Annotated in this window: 9 protein-coding genes and 1 pseudogene; 8 read left to right on the forward strand and 2 right to left on the reverse strand. The window is 62.6% G+C overall.

Annotation, left to right across the window (positions count from 1 at the left end; all coding sequences use genetic code 11):
- Positions 1–6 precede the first annotated feature (6 nt).
- Complete coding sequence (locus tag BN3789_RS11290; protein WP_229254367.1) at positions 7–2,307, forward strand: helix-turn-helix transcriptional regulator; 2,301 nt, start codon at positions 7–9, stop codon at positions 2,305–2,307.
- 610 nt (positions 2,308–2,917) lie between these two features.
- Here the strand turns inward: BN3789_RS11290 and BN3789_RS11295 are convergent.
- Together BN3789_RS11295 and BN3789_RS11300 are read right to left on the reverse strand one after the other, a co-directional pair.
- Positions 2,918–4,819 carry an ATP-binding cassette domain-containing protein gene (locus tag BN3789_RS11295; protein WP_066834458.1) on the reverse strand — a complete coding sequence of 634 codons (1,902 nt, stop codon included), beginning with the start codon at positions 4,817–4,819 and terminating at the stop codon, positions 2,918–2,920.
- A gap of 209 nt (positions 4,820–5,028) precedes the next feature.
- Positions 5,029–7,164 (reverse strand): LTA synthase family protein, encoded by a 2,136-nt coding sequence (locus tag BN3789_RS11300; protein ID WP_066834459.1) that lies wholly within the window; start codon positions 7,162–7,164, stop codon positions 5,029–5,031.
- 199 nt (positions 7,165–7,363) lie between these two features.
- On the opposite strand from BN3789_RS11300, the gene BN3789_RS11305 reads away from it, so the two are divergent.
- From BN3789_RS11305 to uvrA, 7 genes and pseudogenes are all read left to right on the forward strand, one after another.
- On the forward strand, positions 7,364–9,613 hold the full coding sequence (locus BN3789_RS11305; RefSeq protein ID WP_161939012.1) for a helix-turn-helix transcriptional regulator: 2,250 nt from the start codon (positions 7,364–7,366) through the stop codon (positions 9,611–9,613).
- Between the two features lie 149 nt (positions 9,614–9,762).
- Positions 9,763–10,521, forward strand: coding sequence for a hypothetical protein (locus BN3789_RS11310; protein WP_147569724.1), 759 nt, complete (start codon positions 9,763–9,765; stop codon positions 10,519–10,521).
- The gene (locus BN3789_RS11315; RefSeq protein ID WP_066834463.1) at positions 10,521–11,438 is read left to right on the forward strand and encodes a hypothetical protein; all 918 of its coding nucleotides are present in this window, start codon (positions 10,521–10,523) and stop codon (positions 11,436–11,438) included. The genes BN3789_RS11310 and BN3789_RS11315 overlap by 1 nt, the downstream gene beginning before the upstream one ends.
- Positions 11,435–12,280, forward strand: coding sequence for a hypothetical protein (locus tag BN3789_RS11320; RefSeq protein WP_066834464.1), 846 nt, complete (start codon positions 11,435–11,437; stop codon positions 12,278–12,280). The genes BN3789_RS11315 and BN3789_RS11320 overlap by 4 nt, the downstream gene beginning before the upstream one ends.
- A complete protein-coding gene (locus tag BN3789_RS11325) occupies positions 12,273–13,010 on the forward strand; it encodes an ATP-binding cassette domain-containing protein (protein WP_079989305.1) in 738 nt (245 codons plus the stop codon). Before BN3789_RS11320 ends, BN3789_RS11325 begins: the two co-directional genes overlap by 8 nt.
- Positions 13,007–13,663, forward strand: a complete 657-nt coding sequence (locus BN3789_RS11330; protein WP_066834466.1) for a DUF5028 domain-containing protein — start codon at positions 13,007–13,009, stop codon at positions 13,661–13,663. Before BN3789_RS11325 ends, BN3789_RS11330 begins: the two co-directional genes overlap by 4 nt.
- Before the next feature lie 218 nt (positions 13,664–13,881).
- A pseudogene (gene uvrA, locus BN3789_RS11335) lies at positions 13,882–15,686 on the forward strand (excinuclease ABC subunit UvrA); the annotation flags it as partial.
- Between the last annotated feature and the right edge of the window lie 131 nt (positions 15,687–15,817).

The raw sequence follows: 15,817 nt of genomic DNA on the forward strand, positions 1-15,817 counted from the left end.
GTGACGATGTTGACCGTTCTTGTTTCGATTGCCTCGCTGTGCTGGGTGAAGGGTGCGGCCCTGCTTGCCTGTGCGCCGTTTGGCTCCGGCTGCCTGCTGCTCGGCATGCTCGTCTTGTCGGGTGTCGATGTGCTCGCCGCGCTGGTCGCGGCGGCCCTTGCCCTGTCGCGCCGGGTGCGTCCCACATGGGGTAGTGCGGTGGCGGCGCTGCTCATGGCGGTCGCTCTGATTGCGCTGTGGAACGTGGACGCGCACGGCTCGGGCGCTGTCGTTGCCTGCGGCGCGGTGCTGGCGCTGACCATCGTGGCGCCGCTTCAGTTCTGCATCCTGCTGCTCGGCCGCGGCGGGCGCGCCCCCGGTCGTCGACGCGCCCCGCTCGCGGCGGCGGTTTTGTGCGGTAGCGCGGCTTCGGTGGCCCTGTTGACGATGGGCGCGGCAGATGCTCACAGGTTGCTCCCCGACCTGCTTGATGCGCTATGGCGTGAGATGGGCTTCGGGACACTCGTGATCGACCAGATGCCCGTTTCGGTCTCGCTGGCTGACGTCGTCCGTCTTTCGACCGGCACCGATACCACCGCTCCCGCGGCGGCGCCTGTCGGTCTTGCGCTGCTGGTGGCGATCCCGCTTGCGGTGTGCCTGCTTCGCGTGGGGCCTTGGCGCGCACGGCGGCTGGCCTGCCTCGGGCTCTTCACGGGATGCCAGGCGTCGATATGCATCTCGTCTGCCGCTTACGGAGTGACGCGCGGACGGCTCGATGCTCTCGGTGTCGGTTTGATGGCCGTCAACCTTATCGTGTTCGCCTGTTGCGCCATACGTCAGATGGTCGCGCGACAAGCTGGCGGAGCGACGAGGACAGGGGACACGGCTGCTTCGGACGCGTCGCGGGCGGGCGATACCTGCGAGGACGATCCGCACATCGCCGCGCAGGTGGAGTCTTGGAGGGAACGAGGCCTCAGCGAGCGCGAATGCGAGACGTTGAGGCACCGGATGGCAGGTGACACATCTGCTGAGACGGCGCGAGCTCTGGGGATCTCCGCTTCGACGGTGAGGACCTACCAAGAGCGGGCGCTGGCGAAACTTGGAATGGGCTCGATCGATGAGATAAGGAATCAGGCTTCGGATGGTCGAGGAGCCTTCGGTGGCCGTGCTTCCCGCGAAAGGACGAATGGGAGCGCGGACAGGGGGCGTTGCGCGACAGCACGGCGTTCGTCCGTTCTGCTTTTGGTGATCCCAGCAGCAGTGATTGCGCTGTGGCCGCTTCTCGTATTCTTATCATCCGGCACGCAGGTTGATGTCGTGCCGTTTGATCTGATCGCCATGTTCTCGTTGGTTATCCTTGTTATGGTACTCGCCGTGCTGCACGCGTTCATTCTTCTGTCTGAAGGGGAGGGCGCTGGTCCGAGCGAGAAAAATGCAACCTGGCTGCGAATTGTAATCGCTGGATACGTTGCCCTGGTTTTCGTGGCATTCCTTTGTGCATCGGGAAACGCATGGGGTATTGTGATGGATACGGTGACATGCGCGCTGTCGGTTGCCTGTGCAGCAACGCTTGCCTCTATGATTTGGCAAGAAGACCGAATGGCCATGCGGAGGTTGTTTGTCGCGATGCGTCGCATGGGGGCTGTGGGGCGTGTGGCCTATCTGTTGGTGGGGGCGTGCGGCTTCAGGTCACTGTGGCGGCTCATTGTCACATGGGACATGAGCCGGACTGATCCGTTTGCGCTCGGCACCATGTTGTCTATGCTTTCGTGCATATTGTTCGTTGGCGTTCTGGTTGTGATGGCGAGGCATACGGCGCGCGGGGAGTCGTTAGAAGAGGCGCTTTGCGTGCTCATCGGAGGGCTTGCAGGTCTCATGACATCGGTTGCGCTTGTGGGTACGCAGAGCTGGGGAAGCGGCATCGCGCTGCTCCTACAGGCGGCTCCCCAGGCATCGGCGCATGGGGTCGCGGCGGGCGTGATCGACGCGCTGGCTGCGGGAGCGATGGCGGCGTCGGCCGCAGTCATCATGCGTGTGCGTGGTCGCGCCGCGCGTCTTGATGAGCTACCGATGCGTGACGCGCAGCTCAAGGGCCGCATGAAAGGTGTGCTCATGGGGTGTGGATTTACCCCGTTGTACGCGGATGTCGCTGTGGGCATTGCGAGCGGCTTGTCTCGAAGAGAAATCTGCCAGGAGCTCAACTGTGCGCCTGGCACGGTAAATGATGCGCGCCATCAGGCGTTTCGATACTTCGATGTCCATACCTCCCGCGATCTTAAGGTGGCGCTTGTGGATGCGGCTTTCCGCCTGCGTGAGCAGAGCATATGATGAGTCATTTCCATGCGGCTATAGATGACCATGACTGTCTCATCCTATGAGGGCCAATGAAGCCAGGCGAATAGTGCCAGCGTGGTCATGCTGGCGTAGGGCAGAAAGCTGCTCATTGGGCGATTCATGCAGGGGTGCAAGAAGGAGGTGCGCCCATGATAGGCACACCTCCTCTTCGGTTAATGCCAGGCCCTGAGATGACGTAGCGTATTGAGAGCGCACTTACCAGGTGTCATAGATGCAACGATACTTGGTCTCGAATCCAACCACAAATGGGTTGTTTGGACTTATTCCAAGAGATGTGTAAATTATCTGGGTCCCAGTGAGTGCATAAGAGTTTTGAAAATAAATTAGCTTATATGTCTCATTATACCTATCGATGTTTTCTGAAGGGTCGTTTGCTGTCGAAAATGACATATAGGTGTCGACGACCTGGGCATTCATGGCTCAGGGGGAAATAGTCTCTTCTTGGGCTGCGGGCGCGTTGAGCTCTGCTGCGCACGCGGCGGCAATGGGGGATATGGTGGCGGAGCATACGGCAGTCAAAGCGATAATGGTCGCTAGGGTGCTGCGAAGCCTGCTTGCATTCTTCTTCATGTTTGATCTCCCATCATGTTGCATGTTGATAGATGCGTCGATAAATATCGTTCAGGTTTATGTCGCTCCCGCTGGTCTCACCTCCTATCTCGATGACGTGCTGCTCTGCGATGAAAAGCGTCCGGTCGCAGAGGGTCTCCAGATCCCACAGCATGTGGGATGAGATAACCACGATTGCACCGCGTGTGGCGTGCTCACGTAGGGCGGTGGACACGAGCTCGACGTGAAGCGGGTCCAGCGCATTCATGGGCTCGTCGAGCAGCAGGATCGACGCATTGCTTGTGCAGGCCATACAGAGTAAGAGCAACTGCCGATTCCCCTGGGACAGCTTGTGTACGGGCGTATTCAGGTATTCGGCCAGGTCGAAACGCTCTGCTTCTTCACGCGCGTTTTTGCTAGTTTCCCAAAGGGCGATGGTGAGCTCGAGATGGAACCGGACGGTTTGGGCTGGGAATAGTAGCTCGCTATCGCTGAGGAGAAAGACCGTCGTGCGCATGGTGGATCGGTCACAAAGCGGAAAGCCGCCGAGCTGGAGGCTGCCGCGGACGGTTGCATGCCCTGTGCCGTTGAGGGCTTGGAGCAGAGTTGTCTTACCGGCGCCGTTAGGAGCGATGAGCCCTATGATCTCGCCAGGTTGTATCTGCACATGTGCTTTATTGAGAATCGGATTGCGACGATATGCGACTGTATCGAACACGATGTCAAAAACCCTGGTAGGCGCCGTGATGTTCGTGCCGGATATGGCACGATCGCCGATTCCTGAGCACCAGCCCCATCGTCGTTGCGAAGGCATCATCGACACGGTGTTGGCGAAACCGAGCGCCGCAGCTCCCCACATGAGTGGCACTATGATTGCATGGGCACCGCCAGCTCCCGTCACGAGAGCGATGTCCGAGGTGTTGAGATACGAGGCGCCGCCAAGTACGCTCGCTGAGTTCAGGTAGGTGGGAAGCAGAGACGTGAGCAGAGGGGCCCAAGGGACATCGTGCGCGTAATACAATTCAAACAACGGCGCGGCGATCAATAGCGTCATGATGATTGCAGCGGCGACAGATCCGCCTTTGCACATGAGGACGGCTGCGGCTATGGAGCACAGCGCGATGTAGATTGCAGTTTGTAGAGCGAGAAATGCAGCTATCTGCACGCCGACTGTGGTGGACACGAGTGTGTTGTCGCGTATGAGAACGACGGGATAGCTGGGATCGCCCATTCCGTTTCGCATCGATGCGATAACAAACGGTATGATCAGGCATATGAGGAGGCATGCGAGGGATACGAGCGCACCGGCAAGACCAGTTGCGCAGGCAGAGCCTCGTATTCCCATGCGACCTTGAGAGACGAGGCGTCTGTCCAAGCGCCGTCCCGCGATTGCCATCACGGCGACTGGGACGAGGTACCAGAAGATATAAGGCGTAGACCCGATGGAGAACGCCAACAGGTAGATGGCGGGCATGTCTGCTGCAGTGTCGTAAACTTCAGGTGCGCCAAGCAGCGCGATGCGCTCAAGCAGCAGAGCATTGGCGGCGAAGGACAACTCGTTTTCCGCACCCTGGACGTAACCGTGCTCGTGCTCCTTCTCCACGGTGCGCGCGCGACGGGCGAGAGCGGAAAAGTACCCCGCTGCGTCCTCGATGGGGAGCGCTAAAGCTTCCTGTAGGTAGGAGACCTCCTGTTGCTTCAGTTCCACCAGTTTGGCTGGAGCGGTGCGGTAAGCACCGGAAGAGAGTTGTTCGCTCAGAAACGTTTGTTGTGTTTCAACGGCGTCGCGTCCGGCGATATAGGCTCCCCCCGTAGGAAGTGCGAGCGCCACGGGGAGCAGCAATGCCATGATGGTGAGCACTATGGGAACCAGCAGCAGCTTGTTGCGTGCCGTCACGCGTATTTGGGCCTGTACAACTCGCAGCCATGCCATCATCGTCGCCCCTCTCCGCAGATTCGAAATGTAAATGGGCCTCGATATTCGATGTAGACGCTATGGCAAGCGAGCAAATATGTCTGTAGACACCAGCTATGTGCTTGGTTGAGAGGGCGCGTCTACAAGGGGGCACACCGTTCTTGAGCGCATTGCGCTCATTTCCGATTTTGCTTGAGAACACGTAGACGGGCACCGTGTTCCCAAGGTGGCTAGTTCACCTTGCGCGCAAAGTTCAGGTACTGCACGGCGCGCAGGTCGTCCACGAGGCTGCGGTACGGTCCCTCCGCGTCGAGGGTGTAGCAGACGCCGTCGGCACCGCGGTAGCCGTTGGCGCTCAGCGAGACGATCTGCGAGCGACTGGCGAGCAGTGCTTTCTGATAGTCGGTCAGGGGTGCGCCGATGGCGTGCAGCGCCTGCGCCGCCAGCGCGCTGGCACCGATCTCGCTCTGCGCGCTGACCTGATCGTTGCCGGCGACATCGTAGTTCGCCCAGATGAAATACGTCGACTGGAACAGGCGCCATTGATGCGTCAGCTCGTCTTCGCCGGGATAGAGCGCGTCGTTCAGCGACGTGGTCATGTTGGGCTGGTGGTCGCCGAAGAACACGAGCACGACGGGCCGGCCGAGCTGGCGCAGCTGGTCCACGAAGTAGGCGAGGTCGCGGTCGGAGGCGTTGATGCAGGTGAGGTACGTGTTGAGCTGCGTGAGCAGCTCCCCGTCCGTCACGCCGGCCGGCGCATACGACGTGAGCTCTTCGGCGGGGACGGTGCCCGCGTCGTAGCCGCTGTGGTTCTGCATCGTGATATCGAGGATGAACTGCGGCCCGTCGTCTTCGGTGAGCAGCTCGAGGATCTTGTCGTAGGTCGCGCGGTCGGTCACGCCGGCATGATACTGCGGCTCGCCCTCGAAATCCTCCATGGAGTAGAACTCCTCGAAGCCCATCTGCTTGTAGGACAGCGCGCGGTTCCAGTTGGTGGGCGCCTGCGGGTGCATGGCGCGTGCACGGTAGCCGAGCTCCTCGAGCTGCCGGGGCAGGCACTCGATGTCGGACAGGTTGTACAGCTGGTAGGGATACTTCCCGTTGCCGATGAACGCGATGGAGTCGCCCGTCAAAAACTCGAACTCGCTGTTCGCCGTGCCGCCGCCGTTGACCGAGGTCATGAGCGTGCCGCGCTGCAGGGTGTCGCCCAGCGAGTTGTAGAACGCGGGCCCCGTGTAGCCGGCGTCGAGCAGCCCCTGGTACAGGGACAGGTCCGAGAAGCTCTCGTTCATGACGGCGATGATGGTGGGCTGGACCTGCGCGAACTGCTGCTCGGCAGCGATGCGCTCGGGCGTGGCGCCGAGGGTCGCGTCGTAGGCGGCGACAAGGTCCGCCTGGATATCCGCCGCGGTCTCGTCGTCGTAGCCCTCGGGCTCGGGAATGGGAAGGTCCTGGGCGACGGCGATAAACGAGGGAAGGAACCCGTAGGTCTGGTAGGTCGCGATGGGCCACCAGCGGTCATACTCGAACCCCATGGCCTCCTCGAGCTTTACGGTGGAAAACGTACCCGCCAGGATGCCGAAGACGGCGACGCCGGCGCACAGGTTGCCGACGACGCCGGCTGCGCCGCGCGCCACGGTGCGAGGGCGACCGGGCCAGATGAACGAGAGCAGCGCGACCGCCGCGCCCGCGCCCACGAGCGATTCGGCCACGGCTGTGTTGATCTCGTAGGTGTAGTTGCCGCTCACGGCGGCCGCGGTTCCGAGGGCGAGCAGGTCGCTCGGCAGGATCGCCGCCGACTTGAACTGGAGGATGAAGTACTGCGCCACGCCGAAGCCCGCGCATGCGACGACGGGGATGACCGCGAGTACGCCCGAGCGCTGGCCGATAAAGTACAGTGCGACCATCAGGCAAAACACGACGAGCACCGAGAGCGCGAAGAAGGCGACGGGGACCTGGCCGGCGCGCTCGTTCCACGCGAACTCGAGCGACCAGGCGGAGATGATGGCGGCGATGGCGAGCAGCACGAGGTCGCGCAGAAGGCGGATGCCGTGCGCGCCGCCCCCGATGCGCTCGAGCCACGGGGCAACAAACGTTCGCGCGAGCGTTGCGGCCCCGAAAAGCTCCATGGCGATCGAGTAGGCGATAAGGGTCTTGGCGCCGAACAGGCAGAGCCCGTGTGCGCAGAGGGCGCCCATGACGGCGAGCAGGGCCGCGAACGGCAGCGGCCACAGGATCATGCCGGGCGTGATGCGCTCGCGCGCCGCGCGCGTGCGCACGACCATGACGACGGTGAACGCGATGAGTGCCGCCGCGGCGGTATATGGAATCGGCGCGTATGCCGGTGACAGGATCTCGTCGGTCATGGTGCTCTTTACCGTCAGCTTACAGATTATGTAAGAATCCCACGTCGGTCGCGCCCCGTCAAATCAACGTGACGTCGCGGGCGTCTGTAGACAGGCGGTAAACATGTTTCAAGCTGCCTGTCTACAGACGCGTGTATGGTGTAGACAGATGATTGAGACGTTCGATTCGGTGGCCCGAACGCTTTCAGGGAGGCACGCGATGCGATCAAACGCCCGCTACATCATATGGTTCGCCCTGCTGATGGGTATGCCGCCGTTCTTTATGCGGACTTCAGCAAATATGTTGTACGACGTCGCTGACATCCCGAGCTTTTCCACGTATTACTGGATCGTGGCGCTTGCAGGTGTGTTCGCCTGGCTGCTGCCCGAGCATGGCGGGCGGGAGTCTGATGCGCGATCTGTTCGGACGCGCATCGCCCGGTGCGCTGATCGCATCGGGCTGGGAGTCGCAGCACTCCTCTATGCCCTGTCGTTTGTGGGCTCTGTCGTGTGGCCGCATCTTCCGCTCGAGGTGAAGCTGTTCTTGCTTGCATTGCCGTTGTGGACGCTTTGCTTTACGGTGCTGCCCCTGTGCTCCGTCATGATGCTGGCGCTGAGCTTCAGACGGCGCATCCGGCGCGAGCCCGAGAACGACGGGGGAGGGCATGCCCGGATTCCGCTCCTCGGCGCTTGCGTGCTCATAGGGATTTTCAGAATGGTGCTGGCTGCTCCGTTTGCTCTTGTCAGCGCATACTCCGTTGGCATCGCCACTGCGAGCGTTGACGTTGCGGCGATGGGATCGCTGTTGGTGCCTGCCCTCGCGCTGTGTGCTCTGGGGGCGGCTGCTGCGAGATGGGGAGGCGCGCAAGGGCTTGCCGCGCTGTTTGCGGGGCTCATGTATGGCGAGGTGCTCGGTCATGTCCTGTTGCGGCTATTCCCAAATGCTGTCTTTGTGGCGCTCGACCACATACCCTTGTGTGCGCTGGCGTGTGCCGCGGTTTTCGTATCGGGTCTCGCCCTTATCCATCTGCTCGCTCGACGCGAAGCGTCCGATCCCCTCGTCGAGCGCGCAGATGACGTCGAACAAGGCTATGAGATCCAAGACGCCTGGCGGCTTTCCGAGCGGGAGCGCGAAGCCGTCATGCATGCGCTCGAGGGCACAAGCTCGCGTGCCGCCTCCGAGTCGATGGGCATCAGCGCCTCCACGGTGCGCAACCTGCAGAGCCGCGCGTGGGCCAAGATGGGCGTGTCATCTGCGTCAGAGGCCCGCGAGCTTGCGCGTCGCGAGGCGGCGCCTGCGGTTGTTGTCGATGGTGACGATGCGCTGCGTGCTCGCTGGGGATCCGCGATGACGGTGCTCGCTCTTTGTGTCCTCGTCGGCATGTTCCCCTGGCATGCGCGCGAGGCGGTGTGGTTCACGCCCCTCAATGTGTGCGCGACGCTGTCGATCGTTGCGCTCGGGCCGCTTCTCGCCTCAAGACTAATCGGCCCGTGGGGCGGCACGATTCGATCGATGCACGTCCGGGCGGTCGTGCTCGCCGCGTGCGTCGCGGCCGAGTGCGCGGCTCAGGCGCTGTGCGTCGATGCGCTGCCGATCGTGATGCTCGCTTCGACCCTTGCAATGGCCGATGCGCTCATCGTGCTGGACGCGGCGCGGGAGGATACTGCGCTTCCCGCGGTGACGGCATGCTGCCTTGCCGTTATCGCAACCGTGTTGGGGCTGTCTCTGTTCGTGTTCTGGAAGGGCTCGGTATGGTCGTTCATCGCCCCCGTCGAGCAGTTTTACCTGCTCGCGGGGTTTCTGGCCGTTTGCTCGGTCGGCGTGCTTGCCTATCTGGGCCGAACGGCTCAGGGTGCTGCGCTCGCTTTGTGCCTGATCGGTTCGGTTGCGGTTGCCCGGCTGTTCGAGAACTATGCCCCCATGTTGGTCGTTCTTGCGGGAACCGTGGCGGGGATGGTCGTCGAGTTGCGTCGCTCGGGGAATGCGGGCCGTATCTCCTGGGCTCTGCTCGGTGGGCTGAGCGTCGGCGGCATGATTGGCGTTGGTCCCATCAGCTGGCTGTACGACGAGGTGAACATCATGGCCGTGACCGATCGGGTTATCGCGGAGCGGCAAGCGCAGCTGGCATTCAGCTTTGTGCTCGGTATCGTGGTGGCGCTTGCTGTCCTTGCGCTCGCGGTGCTGTGGGCAGAGGTCGTCGCGTCGGCGCGCCGGGACGCGGTCGGAAATGAGTTCTCGCGTCTGCCCGCCGATCGGGCGGCGAACGCCCTGCGGGCACGGGGGCTGTCGGATTTGCAGGTCGACGTCCTCATGGGATCGCTTGAGGGCAAGACGCTCAAGCAGATCGCCGCATCGGTGAATTACTCTGCGAGTACGGTGTACGCGGTGAGGCGCGACGCGTATCGCGCACTGGATGTCCGCGGGATAAGCGGGGTCCTCTCCATCATCCAGCAGGTCACCGGCCTGTAGACAGTCGCTAGCCCGGCTCGAAGCCCCGTGTCTACAGACATCCTTCCGCTTCTTCTGCATGGTTGGTCTCAAGGCGACAGACGTCGCCACGACCTCTCATGGAAGGAGCGGAGTATGGGTGGTTCGCGGATCCTGCATTGGAGGGGCCCATGAGAAGACGCTATCGCGGTGTTGTGCTCCTTGCGGTGACGTGTGCGGTTGGAGCGTCGGCGCAGATGCTGCACGCATTCGGCCCGACGGGGGTGTCGCAGGTGTATGCGGAGGCGTTTCAGGCTGAGCAGGAGCGCGTTGCCGCATTTGAGGCGGAGCATAATAAGGACTACCAGGTTGGCGACGTGTTTGATCTAGAGGGCATCGATACGACGCTGCCGGGTAATGAGGAATATTTCGGCACCTATCTCCGGTCACTGGGTTGGTTCGGGACCCTTACGTTGAAGGTGTCGAACCTCAGATGGTTCTCTTCTCCCGAAGACGCCGGGCTTGGCGACTGGGCCGGCTACCTTCCCACAAATGAAGCGCGCTATCTGCTCATGGACTTGGAAATCACAAATGTTGATGCCTTTTCAGATAATGACGAATTGAGAGATGAGGGCATGATTGCGCTTTGCGCTGATGTGTCGTCGCTCAGCTTTCGAGTTGATGCCGATGAAGAGGGCAACTATGCGCTGGATCTCGTGTACGGAACGCTGATCTACAACAGCGGTGAAGCGGAGCAGGACGTTTATAACAACCACTCGGTCATAGCCATTCCGCAAGGGCAAACGCAAACGGTCACGCTGGGCTGGGCGATCGAATCGCGTGCCGAAGACGGATCGTACCCCGTTGACGAGCCGCTTGTCCTGTATTTTGGCGATGCCGGCTCTGATGGGCACTGCACGGTGCACCTTGGCGTGCCGGAGGTGGGGTGATGACCGTGAATTCCATCGCTTACGCTCCCAAGCGCCATCGCGCTTCGCATGCCTTGCGGCTCTTCTCAAGCGAGCTGGAGCGCATGATCGTATCTCCTTGGTTTGCGGTGCCGGTTGTCGTCTGCTTGGTCCTGGTTGCCCTCAGCGCCATCCTGAATCATCTCTCGTATAGCGAGTGGTACGGGTATGCGGTCCAAAACCCCTCCAAGGGGTACGGCATGGAAAGCCGTTTGATGGTCAACTACTGGGTGGGTACCGACCTCAAGCCGTCTTCGGTCGCTCTCTACTTCCTGCTCCCGCTGCTCTGCCTTTTGCCGGGAGCGGGGTCGCTGGTAGAGGAGCGCTCATCGGGCTATCAGCAGCACGCCTTGTCGCGCCTGACCGACCGGTGCTACTACGGCGCGAAGGCTTTTGCCTGCTTTATCGCGGCGGGTCTCGTGGCGCTGGTTCCCTTGGCTGCGAGTGCGCTTGCGGCGGCGCTCGTCGCCCCCTATGGGGCACCCGATCCCATCTCGTACGTATTCCTTGCGGTGCCCATCAGTTGGCTCACGCCGTTTCGCGACCTCTACTTTACCCAGCCCTTGCTCTTTTTGGCCGTGTGGACGCTTGCCGCATTTCTGTTCAGCGGGATCTGGGCGACCGCTCTGCTCGGGGTGTCGCTGTTTGTGCGCAATGCGACCAAGCTGTTCCTCTGGGGCTTTGCCGCCCAGTTGTTCGTTAATTACGCAACGGTTGCGCTCAGCCGCCTGCTGGCACAGGACGCCTCGCGCTCGCTCGACTTGTTCACCCTTCTGGTCCCCACGGGCTACGAAGGGGTGATCACCAGTTTGGAGGGCATGGCGGCCTCGCTTGTTGTCTACGGCGGGCTGACCCTGCTGCTGCCCGCGCTGTTTTTCAAGAGGAGGTGCTACCTATGAGGACGCTCAGGCTGTATGCCCGGGACCTGCGGGTCGGCTTGCCCTCGGTGCGACCGTATCTTGTTGCGGCGCTGGTGCTGGGCGTCGTCCACGGAATCGCCGCTGCGGGGAACTGCGCGTACTCCGGCAACGACCTCTCCTCCTTTACGTTTGCCGACTACGTTGCTTTGACGTTTCAGTTCGCCAACCCTGTGGACCTGTGGCTGCTCATACAGGGCAGACCGCTCACCATCACGTTTCCGTGGTTCTTCTCATTTGCGGTGCTGTTCGCCGCCACGTTGGAGTATCCGCGCGCCGATCTTCTGGGTGCAGGATACCGTGGGGTCGTGGCTTCGGGCAGCCGCTGGGCGTGGTGGATCGCGAAGTGCGCCTGGGTGTGCACGGTGGCCGCTGCGTTCTGGGTGCTGCTCTTTGCGGGGCTCATCCTGACGGCCTGGGCGTTCGGGGCGCAGGCGTCTGAATTCATGTCGGAATTCGCCATGATCATGGTTCCCGCTTCGTCGTCTACCAGATATCCGGGCATGTCCATGGTGCCGCTGATGCTGCTGACCGTCCCGATCTGCGCCAGCATGATGCTCGTGCAGCTGGCGGTGTCCGTGCGCGTTGAGCGCATGCCGGGCTATCTGCTGTGCATGGGCGTGTTTTTTGCATCGGGCATGGTGGAGCATCCGCTGCTGCTGGGCAACTACCTGATCTCGGGGCGCTCTGCCGGCGCCTATGTGGAGGGTTTGCCCATGAACGACGGGCTCGCTTTGTCGCTGGCCGTGGCGTGGATCGCCGTGGCGGTGGGCGGCCTGTTGGTTTCCCGTATGACGATCTATGGAGGTTCGCGCGATGAGTGAGCTGATTGTGCGTGAAGCGGAAAAGACGGTACGCGGCATCAAGGTGCTCGATGGGGTCAGCCTGTCGTGCTCCTCGGGGCAGATCGTGGGGCTGTGCGGGGCCAACGGCTCGGGCAAGACCATGCTGCTGCGTGCGATCACGGGGCTGATGTACCTCGATCGGGGGTTTGTGGAATATGACGGCAAGCGCTTGGGCCGAGACATCGATTTTGTCCCCCATGGGGGCGTGCTGATAGAGAACCCTGCGTTTTTGGGCAGGTACACGGCGGTGGACAATCTGCGGTTCATCGCCGCCATGTCGGATGGCGTCGACATGGAGCATATCCGCCGCTGCGTTGCGGCGGTTGGGCTCGACCCCGATGATCGCCGCCGCTACCGGCAGTTCTCGCTGGGCATGCGGCAGCGGCTGGGCATCGCGGCCGCCATCATGGGGAGACCTCGGCTCGTGGTGCTGGACGAGCCGACCAACGCGTTGGACGAGTCGGGCTTCGACCTCATGGGGCGCATCGCGGCCGATATCCGCCGGCGCGGCGCCATGGCGATTGTGGCGAGCCATGACCCGGACGTGCTGCGCTGCATGGCCGACGAGATCATCCGCATGAAAGACGGTCGGGTCATCGAGTGCGAGACGGTGCGGAGAGCTGGTGCAGTGGGCCCGGCGGGCGCGGATGCCACATCCGTGCCGCGCCCTTCTGCCCGACGCTACGCGCGGGAGGTGCCTGCTCTATGAGGCGCGCGAAGCTACTTATTCTTGTGTGCGCGGCGCTGGTGATCGTCGCTGCGTGCGCATGGCGCATCCACGACGTGAACGCACGGGCGATCCGGTACCCCACGGAGCGCTACGGGATAGGGGACAACGTGGCTCTTGAAGGCGGGTTCTTTGCCGATGCCACGGAGAATACCGACGGCTATTCGCTGCGCATCGACGGTGCGCAGGCCATGTCGTACAACGACTACGTGCGGACCTATGGCGTCGAGGGAGCGCAGACGGTCGAGGGGCTCGATGAGGCGTCGATCATCTGCCTGACCGTGACCATAACCAACGACTCCGACAAGACCCCCGACCAGGGAGGGTTCAACATCTCCCTCATGAGCCTCGTCAAACCGGATGGGAGCGGGCTCATGCGCGTTGACACGAAGCTGTGGAGCCAAGCGGAGCCGGCTTTAGCGGAATCTCCCTATGCGGCCTCTACGGGCGTGGTGCCCCATACGAGCTACACGACGCATATTCCGCTTTCAGCCGGTCTGCTGACGCGCGACACGCTTGCCGACCAGGCATCGGGCGGCGTGGATGCGGAATACCGTCAGCCGGTGGAGGCGGGCTCCTACGACCTCTACCTGTCCGTCATGCCCACGCGCAAGCTGGTGACCTTTGACGTATAGCGCCTGAGGGACGGGTCATTTGGGGACGGGTTCGTTCCAACCCATCGGCGGCCTACACGGCCGCCGATGGGTTGGAACGAACCCGTCCCCAAATGACCCATCGATGACCCGAACATGACGTGGGCAATCCGTGGCGGCGTAAAGCACGAACACATGTCCGCATTCAAAAGGGGTAGACTCAAAGGCTGCATATTCCATGGCACGCCGAAAGGGTTCCCATGTCTGATTCATCCATCGTTATCCGCGGCGCACGCGAGCACAATCTGCGCGACATCGACGTCGAGATCCCGCGCGACGAGCTCGTGGTCATCACGGGTCTGTCCGGCTCGGGCAAGTCGAGCTTGGCCTTTGACACCATCTACGCGGAGGGCCAGCGGCGCTACGTCGAGAGCCTGTCCAGCTATGCCCGCCAGTTCCTGGGCCAGATGGACAAGCCCGATCTGGATTCCATCGACGGCCTGTCGCCGGCGGTGTCCATCGATCAGAAGACCACGTCTAAAAACCCGCGTTCCACGGTGGGCACGGTCACCGAGATCTACGACTACCTGCGCCTGCTGTTCGCGCGCGTGGGCACACCGCATTGTCCCGAGTGCGGGCGTGTGATCGAGCGCCAGACCACCGACCAGGTGGCCGACAAGATCCTCGAGGCGGGGCAGGACCGGCGCGCCCTCGTGCTCGCGCCGGTGGTCTCCGACCGCAAGGGCGAGTTCGCCAAGCTGCTCGACGACCTGCGCCGCGAGGGCTTCTCGCGCGTGCGCATCGACGGCGAGGTCCGCAGCCTCGATGACCCCATCGAGCTCGACAAGAAGTTCCGCCACACCATCGAGGTCGTGGTGGACCGTATCGTTATCCGCGAGGGGAGCGTGGGCCGCATCGCCGAGGCCGTCGAGCAGGCCACCAAGCTCGCGCACGGCAACGTGGCGGTCTACCTGCTGCCCGACCGCGGCGCGCCCGAGGGCACGCCGGGCGACCTGCTCACCTACTCGCTCGCGCTCGCTTGCCCCGAGCACGGTCACTCCATCGACGACCTCCAGCCGCGCGACTTCTCGTTCAACGCGCCATACGGTGCCTGCCCGGAGTGCGACGGCCTGGGGTTCAAGAAGGTCGTGGATGCCGAGGCGCTTATCGAGGACCCGAACCTCTCCATCGAGGAGGGCGTGTTCGGCAGCTTCTTCGGCAAGTCGAACTACTATCCGCAGATCTTCCGCGCGCTGGCCAAGCACCTGAAGGTCGACCCCGCCACGCCGTGGCGCGACCTGCCCGCCCGCGTGAAGAAGATCTTCCTCGACGGTTTGGGCGACAAGAAGATGCGCGTGGACTACCATACCCAGGACGGCCGCGACACGCACTGGTTCACCAAGTACTCCGGTGTGCGCAACATCCTGTACGAGCGCTACATCGAGACCACGAACGAGAACACCAAGGCGCGCCTGGAGCGTTACATCCGCGAGGAGCCGTGCCGCGCCTGCCACGGAGCGCGCCTGCGCCCCGAGATGCTGGCCGTCACGGTGGGAGACAAGTCCATCCACGACGTGTGCTGCATGAGCTGCCGCGAGTCGCTCGAGTTCTTCGAGGCGCTCGAGCTCAACGAGCGCCAGCAGTTCATCGGCGGGCGCATCGTCAAGGAGATCATGGAGCGCCTGCGCTTCCTGGTGGACGTGGGCCTGGACTACCTCACCCTCGACCGCGCGTCGGCCACGCTGTCGGGCGGCGAGGCCCAGCGCATCCGCCTGGCCACGCAGATCGGCGCGGGTCTCATGGGCGTGCTCTACATCCTGGACGAGCCCTCGATCGGCCTTCACCAGCGCGACAACGAGCGGCTCATCGCCACGCTTGAGCGCCTGCGCGACCTGGGCAACACGGTCATCGTGGTCGAGCACGACGAGGACACCATCCGCGCGGCGGACTTCGTGGTGGACATGGGGCCGGGCGCGGGCGAGAGCGGCGGCGAGGTCGTGTGCGCGGGCACGCCGGCCGACATCATGGCCTGCCCGGCGTCGCTGACCGGCCAGTACCTGTCTCTTATACACCTCTAGATGTGTATAAGAGCCAGGCTCGAAGCCCCGTGTCTACAGACATCCTTCCGCTTCTTCTGCATGGTTGGTCTCAAGGCGACAGACGTCGCCACGACCTCTCATGGAAGGAGCGGAGTAT

Origin of the sequence: Collinsella ihumii, assembly GCF_900046475.1 — a bacterium.
GTDB lineage: Bacteria > Actinomycetota > Coriobacteriia > Coriobacteriales > Coriobacteriaceae > Collinsella > Collinsella ihumii.